Annotated in this window: 16 protein-coding genes; 9 read left to right on the forward strand and 7 right to left on the reverse strand. The window is 70.7% G+C overall.

Going from position 1 to position 17680, the window contains the following annotated elements; translation table 11 throughout:
- The first annotated feature begins 753 nt into the window (after window positions 1-753).
- The 4 genes from ACZ67M_RS36820 to ACZ67M_RS36835 all read left to right on the forward strand — a co-directional run bounded on the left by ACZ67M_RS36820 (window position 754) and on the right by ACZ67M_RS36835 (window position 4667).
- On the forward strand, window positions 754-1971 hold the full coding sequence (locus ACZ67M_RS36820) for a cytochrome P450 (protein ID WP_469854220.1): 1218 nt from the start codon (window positions 754-756) through the stop codon (window positions 1969-1971).
- Between the two features lie 66 nt (window positions 1972-2037).
- Window positions 2038-3072, forward strand: coding sequence for an alpha/beta hydrolase (locus ACZ67M_RS36825; RefSeq protein ID WP_469854221.1), 1035 nt, complete (start codon window positions 2038-2040; stop codon window positions 3070-3072).
- Between the two features lie 962 nt (window positions 3073-4034).
- Window positions 4035-4274 carry an antitoxin MazE7 gene (locus ACZ67M_RS36830; RefSeq protein WP_469854222.1) on the forward strand — a complete coding sequence of 80 codons (240 nt, stop codon included), beginning with the start codon at window positions 4035-4037 and terminating at the stop codon, window positions 4272-4274.
- A 3-nt stretch (window positions 4275-4277) separates the two neighbouring features.
- Window positions 4278-4667: a toxin Doc gene (locus ACZ67M_RS36835; RefSeq protein WP_469854223.1), complete on the forward strand. Its 390-nt coding sequence runs from the start codon at window positions 4278-4280 to the stop codon at window positions 4665-4667.
- A 962-nt stretch (window positions 4668-5629) separates the two neighbouring features.
- Here ACZ67M_RS36835 and ACZ67M_RS36840 read toward each other — a convergent pair.
- The 4 genes from ACZ67M_RS36840 to ACZ67M_RS36855 form a co-directional block, all read right to left on the reverse strand.
- Complete coding sequence (locus ACZ67M_RS36840; RefSeq protein WP_469854224.1) at window positions 5630-6808, reverse strand: WXG100-like domain-containing protein; 1179 nt, start codon at window positions 6806-6808, stop codon at window positions 5630-5632.
- A gap of 16 nt (window positions 6809-6824) precedes the next feature.
- On the reverse strand, window positions 6825-7220 hold the full coding sequence (locus tag ACZ67M_RS36845) for a hypothetical protein (RefSeq protein WP_469854225.1): 396 nt from the start codon (window positions 7218-7220) through the stop codon (window positions 6825-6827).
- A 137-nt stretch (window positions 7221-7357) separates the two neighbouring features.
- The gene (locus tag ACZ67M_RS36850) at window positions 7358-7849 is read right to left on the reverse strand and encodes a hypothetical protein (RefSeq protein ID WP_469854226.1); all 492 of its coding nucleotides are present in this window, start codon (window positions 7847-7849) and stop codon (window positions 7358-7360) included.
- Between the two features lie 385 nt (window positions 7850-8234).
- Window positions 8235-9167 (reverse strand): aldo/keto reductase, encoded by a 933-nt coding sequence (locus tag ACZ67M_RS36855; RefSeq protein ID WP_469854227.1) that lies wholly within the window; start codon window positions 9165-9167, stop codon window positions 8235-8237.
- Between the two features lie 129 nt (window positions 9168-9296).
- On the opposite strand from ACZ67M_RS36855, the gene ACZ67M_RS36860 reads away from it, so the two are divergent.
- Window positions 9297-9554, forward strand: coding sequence for a phosphopantetheine-binding protein (locus ACZ67M_RS36860; protein ID WP_469854228.1), 258 nt, complete (start codon window positions 9297-9299; stop codon window positions 9552-9554).
- A 134-nt stretch (window positions 9555-9688) separates the two neighbouring features.
- Here the strand turns inward: ACZ67M_RS36860 and ACZ67M_RS36865 are convergent, their stop codons facing one another.
- A complete protein-coding gene (locus tag ACZ67M_RS36865; protein ID WP_469854229.1) occupies window positions 9689-10576 on the reverse strand; it encodes a class I SAM-dependent methyltransferase in 888 nt (295 codons plus the stop codon).
- A 424-nt stretch (window positions 10577-11000) separates the two neighbouring features.
- Here ACZ67M_RS36865 and ACZ67M_RS36870 point away from each other — a divergent pair, with 424 nt between their 5' ends.
- The 4 genes from ACZ67M_RS36870 (at window position 11001) to ACZ67M_RS36885 (ending at window position 13795) form a co-directional block, all read left to right on the forward strand.
- On the forward strand, window positions 11001-12182 hold the full coding sequence (locus tag ACZ67M_RS36870) for an adenosylhomocysteinase (RefSeq protein WP_469854230.1): 1182 nt from the start codon (window positions 11001-11003) through the stop codon (window positions 12180-12182).
- 243 nt (window positions 12183-12425) lie between these two features.
- On the forward strand, window positions 12426-12878 hold the full coding sequence (locus tag ACZ67M_RS36875; RefSeq protein ID WP_469854231.1) for a cupin domain-containing protein: 453 nt from the start codon (window positions 12426-12428) through the stop codon (window positions 12876-12878).
- Between the two features lie 34 nt (window positions 12879-12912).
- Entirely contained in the window at window positions 12913-13479 is a 567-nt protein-coding gene (locus ACZ67M_RS36880; protein ID WP_469854232.1) for a TetR/AcrR family transcriptional regulator, read from the forward strand.
- Between the two features lie 166 nt (window positions 13480-13645).
- Window positions 13646-13795, forward strand: a complete 150-nt coding sequence (locus ACZ67M_RS36885) for a hypothetical protein (RefSeq protein ID WP_469854233.1) — start codon at window positions 13646-13648, stop codon at window positions 13793-13795.
- Window positions 13796-14009: 214 nt separating this feature from the next.
- Here the strand turns inward: ACZ67M_RS36885 and ACZ67M_RS36890 are convergent, their stop codons facing one another.
- Window positions 14010-15935: a LamG-like jellyroll fold domain-containing protein gene (locus ACZ67M_RS36890; RefSeq protein WP_469854234.1), complete on the reverse strand. Its 1926-nt coding sequence runs from the start codon at window positions 15933-15935 to the stop codon at window positions 14010-14012.
- 413 nt (window positions 15936-16348) lie between these two features.
- Complete coding sequence (locus ACZ67M_RS36895) at window positions 16349-17632, reverse strand: MFS transporter (protein WP_469854235.1); 1284 nt, start codon at window positions 17630-17632, stop codon at window positions 16349-16351.
- Window positions 17633-17680: the final 48 nt, after the last annotated feature.

Here is a 17680-nt window from a genome sequence, read left to right on the forward strand (position 1 = left end):
GACGAAAGATGGGCACTCCGCGGCGCGGGTCATACCAAAGTATGTGTGTGCCTCTCCCGCGTCCGTATGGGGCCGCGACGTCGTCGAAGGTCGCAACCCCGGATTCGGCCGCCCGTACGCGGCCCTCGGGACGAGGGGCGCGTCGCCGCCCGTTCCGGTTCGCCGACAGTGCCGGCGCCGGGCGGTACGGGCGAGGTGGGGCGGGGTGTGTACTTACTGAGTTTTGGGGGTGAATGGTCAGGCCGGTGTGGGTGAGGAAGGACCACGGGAGCTGCGCATGCGTCGGCGCAGGCGATGGACGGCCGGGTGAGGGGACCGGGCATGGCTAGGTGAGACGCGGGCGTCCACGCGGGATGAGCGCGTTCCCCGAGTGCCGTGCAGACAGGGCGTGTTGTCCTGGGCACGGTGTTATCGTAACCGCGTGATCATCGAAGTCGACAGACCGTAGCCGTCTCCAAGGCGGCGTTCTCGCAGGCGCACCCGCACCGTTCCTCCGCGAACCTGACGCGGACCGTGCCGTGCGTGCTGTGACCCCCTGCCGGGCCGTCCGCGTGGTCACCTGTTCCCTCCTCCGCAGGGAGCTCTCTCCTTCCGTCCGCCCCTTCCGTGCGCGAGCCGTGCGGGCAGCGAGGTGTGCGCCGGGCCGTGCCAGCGCGCCCGGGGAGGGTGACCGAACCGTCGCTCCATCGGGCATCACCCCCGCCTTCGCCAGCGATCCCCCCACACACACATCGTGCTCAGGAGGAGACACCAGTGCCGCAGACCACGATCGACGACTTCCCCTTCGAACGAGCCCTCGACTGCCCGTTCGACCCACCGCCGCAGCTCGCGGCCCTGCGCGCTCAGGCCCCGCTGGTGCCGGTACGGACCTGGGACGGCGAGACGCCATGGCTGGTCACCCGCTACCAGGACCAGCGCGCCCTCCTGTCCGACCCTCGCTTCAGCGCCGATTCGAGCAGACCGGGCCTGCCCACGCCGACGGAGGGGTTCGCGGCCCAGGGCCGCCAGGAGGTACGGGCGCTGAGCATACAGGACGGTCCCGAGCACGCACGTCAGCGCCGCATGCTCATCGGGTACTTCACGGTCAGGCAGGTCGCCGCCATGAAGCCGCGGCTGGTGCAGATCATCGACGACCTGCTGGACGGAATGGAGGCCGCCGGACCGCCGGCCGACCTGGTGCAGGCGTTCGCGCTGCCCCTGCCCTCCCTGGTCATCGGCGAACTGCTGGGCGTCCCGGAGCAGGACCAGACCCTCTTCCAGCGCGTCTCCGCCACAATGATCTCCCGGGACAGCACCGCGCCCGACTTCACCGAAGCGAGCGCCGAACTCAGCACCTACCTCGGCGAGCTGATCCGGCGCAAGGACGACGATCCGGGCGACGACCTGCTCAGCTCCCTGGTCGTCACACGTATGCGCACCGGTCAGCTCACACCCGAGCTGCTCGTCGAAACCGCGATCACCCTGCTGGTCGCGGGGCACGAGACCACCACCAACCAGCTCGCCCTCGGCACTCTGGTACTGCTGCGCGACCCCGATCAGCTCGCCGTCGTCCGGGACAGCGACGACCCCGCCCGGGTGGCGTCGGCCGTGGAGGAACTGCTGCGCTACCTGTCCATCACGCAGACCGGACTCGCCCGGGTCGCCACCGAGGACGTCGAGATCGGGGGACGGATCGTCCACGCGGGCGAGGGCGTCATCGTGCCGAACGCCTCAGGCAACCGTGACCCGGCCGTCTTCGACGACCCCGACCGGTTCGACATCCACAGGCCGGACGCACGCGGACACCTCGCCTTCGGTCACGGTCCCCACCAGTGCCTGGGACAGGCCCTGGCCCGCCTTGAACTGCAACTCGCCCATCCGGCCCTGCTGCGCCGCTTCCCCACACTGCGCATCGCCGTTCCGAACGAGGCCATCCCCTTCAAACACGACATGATCACCTACGGCGTGCACGAACTACCCGTCACCTGGTGACCCGTCGCCCCTCCCGCGTCCCCCCACCCGCCGAGTCCCGGCCCACACCCCTGCAAGGAGAGAACCATGCACACCCGCGCCACGCCGGACGCCCGCCCACCAGGCACGGAGCGGGACGCCCCGCCCTCCGTCCCCGTACCGTTCGACCCACACCTGGCAACAGTCCTGGACGGGCTGGGCGACCTGCGCGCCGCCGAGCCGGCTTCGCCCACCCATGTGCCGCGGTGGCGCGCGCACCTCGCCGGCGCCGCTCCCGACCCCACTCGAGCGGAACTGTGTGACGGCGGCCGCTTCGAGGTGACGGAACGAGCGGTGCCGGGACCCTCCGGAGCGCCGAACGTCCCGCTGCTCATTGCCCGCCCTACCGGACTGCCCGAGGGCGCCCCCGTCATCTACCACCTGCACGGCGGCGGCATGATCGGCGGCACCTGCCGCACCGGCCTGCCCGGCATCCTGCGTGAGTGGGCCGCGCCCCTCGGGCTCGTCGTGGTCTCGGCCGAATACCGGCTGGCTCCCGAGCACCCCTACCCGGCAGGCGTCGAGGACTGCTACGCGGGCCTGCTCTGGGTGGCACGGCACGCCGAACGGATCGGCGGCGACCCGGACCGGATCGTGATCGCGGGCGGAAGCGCGGGCGGCGGGCTGAGCGCAGCTGTCGCGCTCATGGCACGAGACCGGGGCGGACCAGGCCTGACGGGCCAGCTGATCATGTGCCCCATGCTCGACGACCGCAACGACTCCCCCTCGGCACGGCAGATGACCGGCCGCGGCGTGTGGGACCGGCGCGCCAACGAGACCGGCTGGGCGTCACTGCTGGGCGACGCCCGCGGCACCGACCGGGTCCCGCCGTACGCCGCCCCGGCCCGCGCCACCGACTTGTCCGGCCTTCCGCCCGCGTACATCGACGTCGGCGCGGCCGAGACCTTCCGCGACGAGGACATCGCCTACGCCACCCGCATCTGGCAGGCCGGGGGAGATGCCGAACTCCACGTATGGTCGGGCGGTTTCCACGGCTTCGACCAGATGGCCCCCGACACCGCCGTGGCCCACGACGCCCGCGAGGCCCGCCTCCGCTGGCTCCGCCGCATCCTGGACCGGTAGCGGCGCCACGCCCCCGCGCACCGCCGGAGCCCTTCCTCGCGGCACTGCGCCCCAGGGCGAGGTGGGGGCTCGGTTGGGTGGACGACGTAGGTACTGCCGTCGACTCGTGCTGCGCCGTCGCGCCATTACGGCGAACCGCCACCCGAACGGGCCCGCTCCTCGGCACACGGTGCCTGAGGCGGTCCGCCCTCGGCGTGACAGCGATCCCACGCGGCGAGCGCGGTCCCGAAGCCGCTGCCGGTGCCGACGTCGAGCAGCTGGTCCCCCGTCGTCGATCCGTGTGTGCCGGAACACGCGCACCACGAGGCTGGGCAGCGTCGCGGACGACGTCGGCCGGCCCGTCGGGTGGTCGTCGGGCTTGGTCGCCCGGGGACCCGTGCGCCGGGGCGGACGGGGCGGTCGGCCGCCCTGGGGAAAGACTCGTGCGAGCAGGATGCGGGCCATGGAGCGGACGGCGACCAGGTGCATCTCCCTCTGACCGGCGTGCGCGCGGTGCGCCCACACGTTCCAGCCGGACCCGGAGTTGCCGGCCTCGTGCCCGGCCAGCACGGCATCCTCCGGCGTGGCGGCGACCCGAGCGCCGAGGAGCCTGGGGCGACGTGTCCGGATGCGCCAGCGCTGTCACGATCGCGCCTCTTCAGCTCCGTGACGGCCCTCGTCATCACGCTGCCCCGCAGGCCGCTGCGGCCCAACCCGCCTCGGCTCGCATACCCGGCTCGGCAGGTTGCTGACTTGTTGTCGCCCCCCTTCGCTCCGTGATCAGCTCCCCGCGCCACAGCGTCGGTGAGCGACACACGAGCCGTCGTCGCGCACCGGGTTCAGGGAAGTGACTCATCCGGGCGATCGGTCTACGAGCCTCAGCCGCCGCGCACGGTCCCGGCCGATCACCCACAGAAGCGCAGGTCAGCGGGATAATTTCAGGCCGCTGGTCCTGGTGGGGTCTCAACCGGCATACTCGATGCATGGCTGGCATCGAGATCGACGACACCACCGCAGACACGCTGCAGGCCCTGGCCGACGCGGCGGGGCTGTCGCTGGACGCGTACCTGGCGCAGGTGGCCGCGGAGAAGCGGCGCGAGCGTGCGCTGGCCGAAGGCGCCGAGGTCTTCCGGCAGGTCACCGGCGATCCCGAGACCCTCGCCGCGTTCGACGCCGAGTACGGCGGCCCCGCCCAGGCTCGTACCGCTCCCCGGGCGGCCTGACCTGTGCCTGCCGAGTACTACGTCGACTACCGATGGTTCCTGGAGCGCCAGGCCGAGCTGCTGGACGACGACCTCGCGGTGAACGACTACTCCGTCTTCGTCGGACTGGCCGCCCGGCACAAGGTCGACCCGCCCCGCCACGACCAGCACCACCCGGATGCATTCTGGCGCGCGGCCGTGATGCTGGAGGAGTGCATCGTGCTCCGGCCGCTGCCCGCGCGCAACGAGCTGTACGGCTTCGGCGTGGCAGTGGCGTACCTGAGAATGCACGGGGAGCGCGTGAACACGAAGTTCGAGGCCTGGCGTGAACTGATCGCCGACATCACCTCGCTGCAGCTCGACTCCTTCACCATCGCCGAGCGGCTGCGCTCCCTGCGGATGCCGACGACCTGATCCGCCCTGCCGCACGAGTGGATCATCGTGCGGGGCATCCTGGACGAGAAGAGCGCCGCTGCACTGGTCTCCGACGTCGTCCTCGTCGACCGCCGCCCCACGGCGCCACCTTCCCAGCACCGGCCGGCCCCAGCACTCGGACAAGATCGTGGCCGCAGCGCAGGACGGCCCGGCCCCATGCACACCCCAACGGCCACCGCGCCGGCACGCGCACCGTATGCGAAGCGGCGGCCGCCGGTCGTCGGCGTCTCGCTGCTCGTGCCCGTCGGAACCGACTGCATGGCCATCGCCAGCCTCGCCGACATGCCGATGCTCCCCGCGGGGCGGCGTGTACGACGGTCAGACACCTGCCGAGGCCAGCCGCCGCGTGCTCACCGACCCCGATGGCTCACTGCAACCCCTTATCACCACCTGCACCTTCGTGGTGGCTTCACCCAGGACACGCCCAGCGGCAAGTGGGGCGCGATGGGCACAACCACCGCCCCCCACACCGAGCGCCGGCAGTAGGCATGCGGCGGGCGTCGAGGAGGTGGCCGTGCCGTCTCCCCGACGCCCCGATCTGAAGGCCACCGGACGCTTGACCTGACGGCACACTCACCGCAGTTGGCCGGTTGATCGCGTCGGCGGAGACAGTCGGTCAGCCGTTGGGGTATTCGATCCAGTAGTGGCTGTCCGCAGCCGTCGTACCGAGTGAAGCGAACTTGCGTCCCGGCCTCAAGTGGCTATTCCGGCTAAAGCCGCTTGGTCGGGTGTATGTCAGCGGCGTGCCCGGTCAGGAAGTCGCGCTGCCGTCAGCGGGCGGATCCGGAGCGCCGTGCGCGCGTGCGGCCTGACGAGGGACCGACGCGTGAAGAAGCAGCAGCACGAGGACTCGTGGGCGGCACCCCGCGGCGTCGGGCTCACGGTCCTCGCGTCGGACCTCGGAGCACGCGGCGGCGAACGGCCGCTCGCAAGCCCACCGGTCAGGCGGCCGACGGATTCAGCATTCTGAAGACGTGGCCACTGACGTCGTCCGGACCGAGGTCCAGGAAGCTCTCCCCAGGACCAGGCGCACCGCCGTCGTCCGGACCGAAGTCCAGGAAACTGCGACCCGGTTCCTGGGCTTCTGCAGACGGGCGGACGGCAGGGGGCGTGCCACCGGGGGTCTTGTTGAGGCCCGCGAGATGGTGGTCGATGAGTTCTTCCAGGTGCTCGGCTGGTGAGAGAGCGAATCGGCCCGCGGGGTTCTGGGCATTGTGTCTGGCTCCCCAGACGGCGTTGTAGGAACCGTTGGCAGCGCCCGCGATCCAGTCGCCGGACAGGCCGTAGACGCTGTCCTGTGCTGCGGCTTCCGCCATTCCTGTCAGGGCCCCGAAGCCCGCGTTGAAGCTCACCACGGTGCCGAACTTCGCCAGTGACTGTGCGGTGTTCGGCAGCTTGCTGAGGAACGGCTTCTTCGTGAGGTTCTTCAGTCCGGCCATCGCCGCGCCGCCCACCAGCCCCATGCCGAATCCCACGGGAGCGCCGACCGCGCCGTTGACGGCGGCCACTTCCAGTTCATGCCCGTCGAGCGAGTGCCGGTGGCCCTCACCGAGTTCGATGATCTGGGCAAGGAGCGCCATCCCGACCATGGCGACCACGGATTCGGCCAGGCGCGTCAGCATGTGCGCGACGGCCTGCCGTACGAAAGCCAGGCACAGCACCCTCGTGGCAACGACGTCCTCGGCGGCCTTGGCCGCTCCGCCAAACATCCACATCGCCGAGTCGATGATGAGCTGCAGGAAGAGCACCACCAGCGCACCGATGATCTCGATGCGCAGCGTCTCGATCTGCAGCGCCTCCTCCTCCAGCGCCTCCGCCGCGGACTCGGCGGCCTCGATGAGGAGCGGCAGCACCGCGTCGGACCCTTCCGCTCCCCGACCGTCGACGAGCCGGGCCAGGAAGGCGTCGACCGCGTCCTCGCCGGCACCGGACAGAGCCTTGGCCGTCAGTGACCGGACGGTTTCCATCCGCTCGACGATGGGCTCGAGCGAGTGGGCCGTCTCCCGCCAAGCCGCCGCTTCAGCCCGCAGCGCCGTCTCGTCACCGGTGGGCCAGCGGTTGCCCGTGGTGATGAGCAGCAGGTTTTGCAGCTCAGGCGGAACGTTGTGTGCGTCTGCCACGCGGAACGGGCCCTCCTCAGATGTGGGTGGTCGAGGTCTGGATCCGGGCGATCGCGCTCAGGGCGTCCTCCTGGGCCTCGTGGAAGCCGGTGTCCATGGCGCTGAGGTTGTCGGCGATGCTCCGCAGTACCGTCGGCAGTCCTCGGACGGCTTGGAAGAGCGCGTCGCGCGGCTCGGCGAAGACAGTGCCGAACGCCTGCCCAAGTGCCGGATCGTCGCCCCAGGGGGCGGGGCCGGAACGATGGACAACGCTCGCCATGCCCTCGGCGAGGACGCCAACGGCCTCGGCCGCTTCCTCGGCTTCCGCGATGGCGCGCGCCAGCGCCTCGAAGTCGACAACGAGGAGGCCACCGCCTGCGGGTCCGCTGCCGGGCAGGTCGGGAACGTGCAGGTCCGGCCGAGGCGCCGACACGGGAACGTTGCGATAGCCATCCGGCGGAGACGGGACCGAGACGCTCCCGTCCGCGGGCGGCGGTGATCCAGACACAATCCCCATCCCCTCAAGTCGCACAGCTCACGGGCGACTTCTGTCACGGCCCGACCAGGACATCACCACCACGAGGCTCCCGGACCCGCCATGACGAACTCCTGATGCGTGCACGCCGACTCCTGACGCGAAAATGACGGCAGCGGAGGGTCAACTGCTCGCGCGCCTCCACGTGCTGGCGGGCCGGGCCGGAACTCCTTCCCAGCGCCTCGAACATCCGGTCGACAGAAATCAGCAACATGATTCGACGGAAAGTCCCCGCGCGACGCCAGCACCGTCCCGTGCCGCAGCCCGAGCGCCGCGTGGAACAGACCGGTCGAGGCGTTCGGCAGCAGGACGGTGTGCGCCGCGTCGGTGCCCGCCAGCCGGGCTGCCGCATCCCGCGCCACTGCCTCCACCCGCATCAGTTCGTCCACGGTGGTGTGAGTCGCCCGCGCCGAGGCAGCCATGGCCCGTGCGGTGGCGTCCACGGCGTCCCGCGACGGCGGTCCGAAGCGGGCGAAGTCCAGATATCCGGCTGGGGCGTCGAAATGCGCGGCGCAGGGCGTGAGCACAAGGTGTCCTTCGGGCCATGCGGTGCGGGCGCACCCTCGGGCACGCACAAGCTCATTGCCGGGATTGCAGGGGGCGCCGGTTCAGGGTGCCGCCCTCGCCCGGCGTGCCTCACAGGGATGCGCGCCTGCCCGGTTGTGACGCAGGTCGGCGGAGACGGCGATGCGGGCGGCACGGGGGACGGAGCCCGCCCAGCGTGTCGAGAAGCGACTGCTTGAGGGCAAGGACCTCTCGGGCTGGTCCGCCTCGAAGGCGGTGCGGCCTCCGGCCTGCCCCCCCCCAGCGGACCCGCGTCACCGGCCGGTACTTCGTCATGACGGCAGGATCCCGGTACAGCCGACCCGGGCTGCGGTCCCGCGCAGGGCCGCGATCCGGGTCGGCCACTGGCTACGGCACCGTGTAGCCCGCGGCGCGGAACAGTTCGTACCACTCGGGGCGGGTCAGCGGAACGTCCGAACCGAGAGCGGCGGCCCTGACACGCTCGGGCGTGGTGGTGCCGAGCACGACCTGCATCCGTGCGGGGTGGCGCGTGATCCAGGCGACCGCGATCGCCTCGGCGGGCACGTCGTACTTCTCGCTCAGGCGGTCGATCACGGCGTTCAGCTCGGGGTGGCGGGGCGAGCCGAGGAACGGGCCGTCGAAGAACCCGGCCTGGAAGGGCGACCACGCCTGAACGGTGATGTCGTGCAGGCGGCAGTAGTCGACGATCCCGTCGTCGCGCACGATGGACTGGTCCAGGCCCTGCATGTTCGCGGCGATGCCCTGCGCGATCATCGGCGCGTGCGTGATCGAGAGCTGGAGCTGGTTCGCGACGATCGGCTGCTTCACGTACTTGCGCAGCAGATCGAGCTGACGCGGCGTCTGGTTGGAGACCCCGAAGGCACGCACCTTGCCCGCCGCCGACAGGTCGTCGAAGGCACGGGCCACTTCCTCGGGCTCGACGAGCGCGTCGGGACGGTGCAGCAGCAGGATGTCGAGGTACTCCGTACCCAGTGCATCGAGCGAACCGTCTACCGACGCCACGATGTGCTCGTAGGAGAAGTCGAAGTACGGGCCGTCCTTGACGATGCCGGCCTTGGTCTGGATGACGAACTGCTCTCGCTCCGAGGAACTCAGTTTCATGGCCTGCGCGAAACGGTGCTCGCAGCCGTGGCTGTCCGAGCCGTACACGTCCGCGTGGTCGAGGAAGGTGATGCCGGCGTCGCGCGCCGTGTGCACGAGCGTGCGCACTTCGTCGTCGCTCATGTCCTGGATGCGCATCAGGCCGAGGACGACGTTGGAGACGGTCATGTCGGTGCCGGGCAGGGTGAAGGTCTTCATGCGGCTCTCTCGCTGTGGCTCGGAGGATCAGGCGGACAGGAACGCGCACCGGTCGATAGGTGGTCACTCTAGGAAGCGTCGATCCAGAAATCCAACAGTTGTCGTTTCTGGGATTCAGAAGCGTGGGAGGTGGATCGAACCGGCACGGGCGGTACGTCGTTCAGCCTCGCGACCGTTCACGCCCACGTCGTCGACCTCGTCGGCGAGGAGATCCCCCTGGTCCTCCTGTACGAACACCCCACGATCGCCTCCCTCGCCGAGACGCTGTCCCGGCGCGCGGGCGATCGGCCGTCGCCGCCCGGGGACGGGCAGGCCACCACGCACGCGGACCAGCGGATCCGCACCGGCTTGCATCGCCTGGACCGCATGCGGCGCGACCGGTCCTGAGCCGCTACTGGCGGGCCGCCGTCGGGCGGCCGTCGAAGGCTCCAGAGCCCTCGCCGCGGAGCCCCTTGCTCCGGCCGGCACGTGCTCGGAGGAAGGGGCCTCGCACCGGGGGTGTGCGGCCGATGATGCGGGCGTTACCGGGAAGCGAAGACCCAGCGGTTGTCGGCCAGGCCGTCGTCGGGAACCCGCGGCAGGGTGACGCCGTACAGCCCCGCGAAGTGGAACACGCTGTGGACGTCCGTGCTCCAGCCGCGCCCCTCCAGGCCCGCGGCGAGGTCCGTACGGGGCTCGGTGTTGAAGAGCTCCAGCAGGTTCATGCCGAGCCGCTCGCGTGCCGCGGCGTAGATGGGGTAGTGCTGCTGCGAGTCCGGGTCGATCCCGATCTTCGTCTCGAAGCCCAGCACACTGCCGGGCGCACTGTGCGCGTCGATGACCGCGAGCAGTTCCTGTTCCACGGCGGGCGTCAGGTAGGGCATCACACCTTCCGAGAGCCAGGCTGTCGGGCGGGTCGGATCGAAGCCGGCGTCGGTCAGGGATCCCATCCAGTGGTGCCGCAGATCGGCGGTGACGGCGACGCGGGTGGCGCGGGGGACGGAGCCCAGTCCGTCGAGGACCGACTGTTTGAGGGCGAGGACCTCGGGCTGGTCCACCTCGAAGACGGTGCAGCCCGCCGGCCAGGCCAGGCGGTAGGCGCGCGTGTCGAGGCCCGCGCCCAGCATGACCACCTGACGGCAGCCGCCGGCCACGGTGTCGAGCACGAAGTCGTCGAAGGCCCGGGTGCGCAGCGCGAAGAAGCGGGCCAGCCTGCCCCACAGTGGATCCGTGTCACCGCCCGGTACTTCGTCATACCGGCGCGGCCAGCCTGCGCAGCCGGGCTCCGTCCGGACGAAGTGCTCCGCGTACCCGTCCCGGGACAGCGCGTCCGGGCGGGACGTCTCGATGGCCCGCGCAGCGGCGACCAGAAAGGCCGTCAGTCCGACGCCCCCAACTTTGGGGGCGGCTGTCGAGCTCGTCTCGGTCATCTCGTTTCTCCCTTGCCGCCTTTTTGCTTCCTTCTGTTTCTCACCGGTGAGACGTTCCGGACGGATCGGACGTTCACGCACACCTGGTTCTTTGAGTGTTCTTTGTCGGTGGTGTGTATGCCGATCGAGGCGCTCCGGCTACGTGTGTGTGGGGGGAACGTCAACGCGGCGGCTGATCAGCGCGGCGCTCGCGCGGCCGTGCGTATGCTGGGGAGTGAGACAACCGGTCGGCTGAACACAGAGAGGGGTTCCTGATGGGCGCAGACCAGGGGAACCGTCCCCTGTGGCTCTTCGGCGACCACTCCTTCCGGAGCGATTTCTACGGCTGACGTCGGCCCGCGACGGGGGCGCAGGTGTGCCCTCGTTCCAGGTTCACGGCACCTGTCGTGCCACACCGTCACCGCTTCAGTCGAGGAACTTCGCCATGACTCAGTTTTCCCCTGCCCACTGCCCGATCGCGCACGACGGCACCCAGTGGGCCGCTCGTCACATGCCGATGCTGGCGGCCACCATGCAGACCCACGCGAAGGCCTTCGCCGGGCGCCGCATCGGCATCTGCCTGCACATCGAGCCCAAGACAGCCGTCCTCGTCGGCGCCCTCGCCCAGGCCGGCGCCGACATCACGCTCACCGGTTCCCCGGGGACGACTCAGGAAGACACCGCGGACGCGCTGCGCGCCTTCGGCGTCACGGTCCACGGTCACCGCACCGACGGCCCCGACCAACACCGCGAGAACATCGCGCGGGTTCTCGACGCGCGGCCCGATCTCATCCTGGACAACGGCGCCGACCTGATCGAGGGCGTTCTGGCCCGTGGCGGTCTGCCGGGTCTGATCGGCGCGACGGAGGAGACCACGACCGGGGGGCTGCGCATCCGCTCCTGGGACAGGCAGCCGGACTTTCCCGTGATCGTCATCAACGACAGCCGTCTGAAGCTCCTGGTCGAGAACGAGTACGGCGTCGGACAGAGCGTCGTACAGGGTTTCATGAACGCCACCAACTACATGATTCCCGGCGCTCACGCCACGGTCGTCGGTTACGGCCCGTGCGGCCGCGGCGTCGCGGACACCCTGGCGCGCCTCGGCGCCCGGGTGGCGGTGGCCGACACCGACCCCTACCGCGCTCTCGAGGCCGTGATGGCCGGCCATCAGGTCGGCGACCTCGTGGACCTGCTGCCCTGGACTCAGCTCCTCTTCCTGGCCACCGGGCAGCCCGCCGTCATCGGGGAGACGGAACTCGGTGAGCTGCGTGACGGCACGATCATCGCCGGAGTCGGGCACCAGCCCTGGGAGATGGATCAGGCCGCGCTGGCAGCGGCGACGGTGTCCGTGCACCGCTCCGGTACCAGCGGGCAGGAACGCACCGTGCACCGGCTGGACGACGGCCGCGAGATCGTGGCCCTCGCGGACACGAAGATGATCAACCTGACCGCGGCGAAGGGCAATCCGATCCAGGCCATGGACCTCGGCCTCACCCTCCAGGCGCGCAGTCTTGCCGCCATCGCCACCGGTGACGATGTGCCGCTCGTGCCCGAGGTGCAGGCCGTTCCGCCGTCGATCGATCGTCAGATCGCCACCGACCTGGTCCACACGTTGAGCCGGATCTGAGTCCGGAGCCGGCCGTCGGGCACATGGGCGGTGCCGTCCCGGACCTATGCGCCCGTCGGTCGGTCGGGTGCACACTTCTTCCTATATGTGTGCGCCGCTGCATCACATGTCACCGGTGCCGAACGGCCAACATGGCTTCTCAGGTGTCCGGCTGGCCGACTTTCACCCTTGCCTCCGCCTCTGCACACGTGTTTACGTGTGTGCAGAAAGAACGGTTGTTCTGCCCGAGGGAAGGTATCCACGATGATCGACAGGCGCGCTCTCCTTCGTACCAGCGGCATCGCGGCGGTCGGCGCGGCCGGCGCCGTCGCCCTTCCGTCGACCGCGGCGGTAGCGGCCCCCGTCGCTGCCCCGGCCCCGTCCGGTTCCGATCCGACCTCCGGTGTCACCCGCACCCTGCTCCAGGAGCACCCGTCGCCCGCCGAGGGCTGGGAGGCCGTGCAGACCCTGGTCCGGATCCCCCGGCACAAGGAGTCGGGCCGGCACAGCCACCCCGGCATCGAGGTGGGCTACATCATCGAGGGCGACGTCCTGATGGAGTTCGACGACCGCCCGCCGCTCCGGCTGAGGACCGGCGACCCGTTCTTCATCCCGAACGGCGCGATCCACAACGCCCGCAACGTCGGCAAGGTGACCACGATGATGCTCTCCACGTATGTCGTGGACGAGACGAAGCCGCTGGTGACCACGTACTGATCGGTGCCCCGGGTTCCTTCCGTACCCTGATGCCATGACGTCGGGTGGTACTGAGAGAACACATCCACGGGACCGGCTGCTGGACACCGCGGCCCGGTTGTTCTACACCCTCGGAATCCACACCGTTGGGGTGGAGCAGCTGGTCAGCGAGTCCGGGGTGACCCGGGCGACCTTCTACCGGCACTTCGCCGGGAAGGAAGGCCTGGTCCTGGCCTATCTGCACCAGCGGGACACGCGGGTGCGACGGGACGTGGCGGCCGTCCGGGCAGCCCACCGGGGACGCGAGGCCCTGCTCGCGTTGACGGCACTGGTCGGCGAGGGCGTGCGGCGGCACGGCTTCCGGGGGTGCGGGTTCCTCAACGCCGCCGCCGAGTACCCCGACCCCGCACACCCGGTCCGCCAGTACGTCGCCGAGCACCGCCTCTGGTACCTCGGCGTCCTGCGCGAGCTCGCCGAGGAGACAGGCCACCCCGAACCCCTGTGTCTGGCACGTATGTTGGCCATGCTCCGGGACGGGGCGATGGCCGGCGGCCACCTGGACGAGGACGGTGACACCGCTCAGACCCTGCGGTCGGCGACGGAGCGGTTGCTGAGTGCGTGAGGGGCCGGGGGTCGCCCGGAGGCCGTCGAAGCCGCGGCGCGGCTGCTGCGGTTCGGGAGCCCTCGCCCCCTCCTGGTCCTGCTTCGGCTGCGGGCACCGGGCAGGACGCTCGCCACGGCCCGTGGCCGAAGGGCAAGGCCAGTGCCGCCGCGCGCAGCGGTGTCCCGTGGGATTCGGTGATCTCCCGCAGACGCCGGGCGCGGTGCAGGAGACCGGCGAACGCGGCCACCGCGGCGGCAACCTGTTCCGCGCCGGCGAGGGCGGACTGCTCCAGCAGCCGGCCGAGCGACCGCTCAAGTTCGCCCCCTCAGGGTGAGAGCACCGACGCCCTTGCTCACCGGCGCCGGGCGCGACTTCGCGGCGGGCCGTGGCACACTCCGGCGTCGTCGTATCTGCCCGCCGGTGCTTGTCACAGCCCACGTTGCGCGGTGCGGAGATCCTCACCGTCAGGGTGGCCTGCTCGAAGGCGGCGGTGACCGCTCCCCCGGCCGACAGCCCGGTGCGGTCGGCCGACTCCGGTTGCCCTGCGGCTACTCGGCGGTCAGGAACTCGCGCTGCGCCAGCGGGCGGTTCACTACACGTATGTCGCCCACGCCGCCATGGAAGACGACGTCGATCGCACCGGCGTACTCGTGCCCGCCCACCAGCCAGGGCAGCCCGAGCGAGCTGAGGCCGTTCGACACCCGCTTCGGGTCGTCGGCGACCGGGGAGCCCTCGACGTACAGCCGGGTGTACCGCCCGTCGTTGACCACCGCGATGTGCCACCACTTCAGCTCCGCCAGGCCGTGGCTCCAGTTGGTGGTCGGATAGGTGGTGTTGAGCGGGTAGTGGTTGAACTGCACCTCGCGGCCGTTGTTCGTAATGTTCAGCTGCGCCAGCGGCTCGTCCGGGTCGGTGTTCTTGCCGTGCTTGCCGGCCGCCCCCGCGGCGCCACGGCGGCTGAGGACCGACGCGTTGCCGTTGCGTCCGGCGTCCCAGTCCAGCGGCATCCGCACGAACGTTTCGATCGTGTACCCGCCCTTGAACGCTTCGGTGTTCAGCGGAGCGCCCGCCGCCGTCGTGAGATACGCGCCGTGGACCGGGCCGCGGCCCCCGGCGAAGGTCAGGCTGCCGTGCCCGGGCTGATCGGGGTGGTGGTCGTCGGACCAGGTCAGCGCGTCGGCGGACGTGCCGGGCACGGCGACCACCGTGAGGTCGTTGCCCTTGCCCGACAGGTCGCGGACCTTCTGCCCCGCCGCGAGCGCGGCCCCCGGCGCCCCCTGACCGTCGAAACGCCAGTACGCCATGGTCCCCTTCACCAGCAGCCGGCCGGCGGGCCGCGCGGGGCGCACCGGGACCGGGATGAAACCGGAGAACCGCTTCTCGAAGTCGACGGGGATCGAGAAGTTGTCGACCGGCCCGGTGATCCGGGCGTGCTCGGCCGCGAGCGCGCTGCGCGACTTCGGGTCCTGGGCCAGGATCCACGGGTTGACGGTCTCGACGTCGATCGTGTTGCGGGCCAGGTCGAAGTGGTAGAGCCGGATCATGGCCCCGCCGCCGAAGAAGCGGTTCTGGTAGTTGGTGATGTGCAGGTGCACGTCATTGCCGTGGGCGTTCTTCCTGGTCGTGCGCGCCGACGGCCAGTAATGGCCGTTGAGCGTCAGGAAGATCTGGTCGTTGTCCGCGATCAGTCTGTCCCAGATCGCCTGCCCGTGGTCCGAGAGCGCCGCGTTGTTCTCCGGGTCACCGGACTCGTAGGGGAAAACGTTGTCATCGTAGTTCGAGTAGACGATGTCGTGCGCCGTGAGGATCACCGGCATCTCGGGGTGGGCCTTGATCACCTCGTTCGCCCACGTGAAACCCTGCTCGGTGGTCCGCCAGTCCAGCGCCAGCACCAGCCAGGACCGTCCGGCCGCCTTGAAGACGTGCGCGGTGTTGTACCCGGTCCGGTCCGCCCCTGCGAAGGTCTTCGAGTGCCTGAAGCGCCGCGGCCCAAGAGTCCGCAGATACGGGGTGTCGCCCCGGGTGTCGTCGCCGCTGACGTCATGGTTGCCGGCCACCACGCTGTACGCGGCGCCCTTCGAGTCCAGGAGGTCGAAGGCCCGGTCCACCTGCTCGAACGACGACTCGTCCGCGTCCTGCGTCAGATCCCCGAGGTGGGACATGAACACGATGTTCTGATCGGCGACACCGCTGTTGCGGACTATGTAGCGGAACGACTCCTCCTGCGGAGTCCGGTTGACGCTGTCCTGGCTCCCCCAGTAGAGGTACTGCGTGTCCGGCATCACGGCGAAGGTGAACTGGAGCGAGGTGTGGTCCGGATTCCACCTCAGATCGTCCCCCGCTCCCGACGCCTCCGCGGCGTACGCGGGAATCGCGCCGAGCCCCAGCGTCCCGCCCCCCACGGCCGCCGCACCGGCACCCGCGCCCGCGAGCGCCGCGTTGCGCAGAAAGCCGCGCCGATCCTGAACACACATGTCAGAGCCCTTCCGGGTGTCGGTTCCAAACGCCGACGACCTTACGGAGAAGGACTCCGACCTGGGCGGACTTGAGATGTCGAACAGAGATCGAGTACCTGTCCGCCGAGGGACACGTACGGCGCCGCTGTCGACACTCGGCTCCCTGGCCGCCGCCTCCGGACGGCACCTCACCTCAGGCCGCGGGTCCGGTCACACCGCCGGCCGCCCAGCCCGCCGGGGTCGTCGGCAGGCTCTCCTGCCCCGCGTGCACCCGTGGCCCGGCGGTGGCGAGCGTACTCGCCCCGTACCAGCTCCATGACCGCCCCGCCCCGCCCGCTCAGGAGCGGGGCGGGACGGCTGCCCCGGGTGCGTCCGTGGTCGGCCGCGCTCGGGCCGACGGGCTCCACTGAGCGGCGGGCGAGCCGGGTTGGTCAACGCCTCTCCTCGCGGGCCGCGTTGTTGCCGACGGCGACGGCCGACACGGCGCCCACCGAGAGCACCGCGGCGAAGGCGACCATCGCCGGTCCGAGACCGACCAGCCGGCTCGCCACGCTGAACAGCACGGCCGGCAGGCCCATGCCCAGGTATCCGGCCACGAAGAACATGGCGAGCACCCCTGCCCGGGATTCCGCCCTCGCGACCGCGGTGGCCCGCACCACCCCGCTCTTGAACAGCAGACCCGCCCCCGCCCCCGCGACCGTCACCGCGAGCAGGAACACCCACAGGGCCGGCCGATACAGGGATGCCGTCACCAGCAGTAGTCCGGCCGGCAGCAGGGCGGCGCCCAGCAGGGACATGGGACGCGGCGCCAGCCTGCGCAGCAGCAGTTGGGCCAGCGCCGACGCGCCGAACATCAGGAACGCCGCGACACCGGCCACCAGGTGCGAGGTGATGCCGAGCCTGGCCACGAGGATGACCGCCCCGAGGGAGGAGATCAGCCCGAACAGCGCGAAGGAGAAGACGGCCAGCGCGGCGGACGCGCCGAACACCGTCCCGGTGCCGGGCCGCAGCGCGAATCGCGGCGGCGGATCTCCGGCGTCGCCCGTGCGCTCCACCGTCTCCGGGGTGACCAGGACCGTCACCAGGCAGAGGGCCGACGTCACCGCGAAGCCCGACTGGACCACGGTGAGCGGGTGCCCGACCCATTGCGCGACCCCACCGGCGACCAGGGGGCCCAGGGCGAGCCCGCCGAGGTTGGCGAGCGAGGCGACGACGCCGGGCAGTGCGGCGTCCGGCCGGTCCGGGTGGCGGCTGTGGTGCAGGTCGTGCAGATACGCCGTGGCCGTGGAGGCCATCAGCCCGATACCGGCTCCGGCGAGGAACCGGCCCACCAGCAGCCCCTCCAGTGACGTCCACTCGATGAGCACCAGCGCCGCGACCGTTGCCACCGCCAGGGCGGGCACCACGATCCGCCGACGCCCGAGCCGGTCCGACAGGTGCCCGAGGCCGAGGAAGCCGGCCACCGCGCCCAGCACGAGCACCGCGAAGGCGACGGTGACGGTCGTGGCGCCGAAGCCGTCCCGCTGCGCGTACAGCGGCCACAGCGGAGTCGGCGCGGTGCCGAAGGCCATCAGCACCGTGAAGGCGACGGCCACGGACCAGAATCCGCGGGTGTGGGCGGTCCGGTGGCGGTCCGCGTTCCGCCGGGGAGGCTCGGACGCGGGCGGGCGGACGTCGAGGCGGGTGCGGCCGGACGCCGCGGCAAGGTGTGACATGCCTCAAGCGTCGTACCGCTCGGGCTGGGCGTCCAACGTATCCTCGTG

The sequence above is a fragment of the Streptomyces sp. NPDC107500 genome (genome assembly GCF_055582785.1).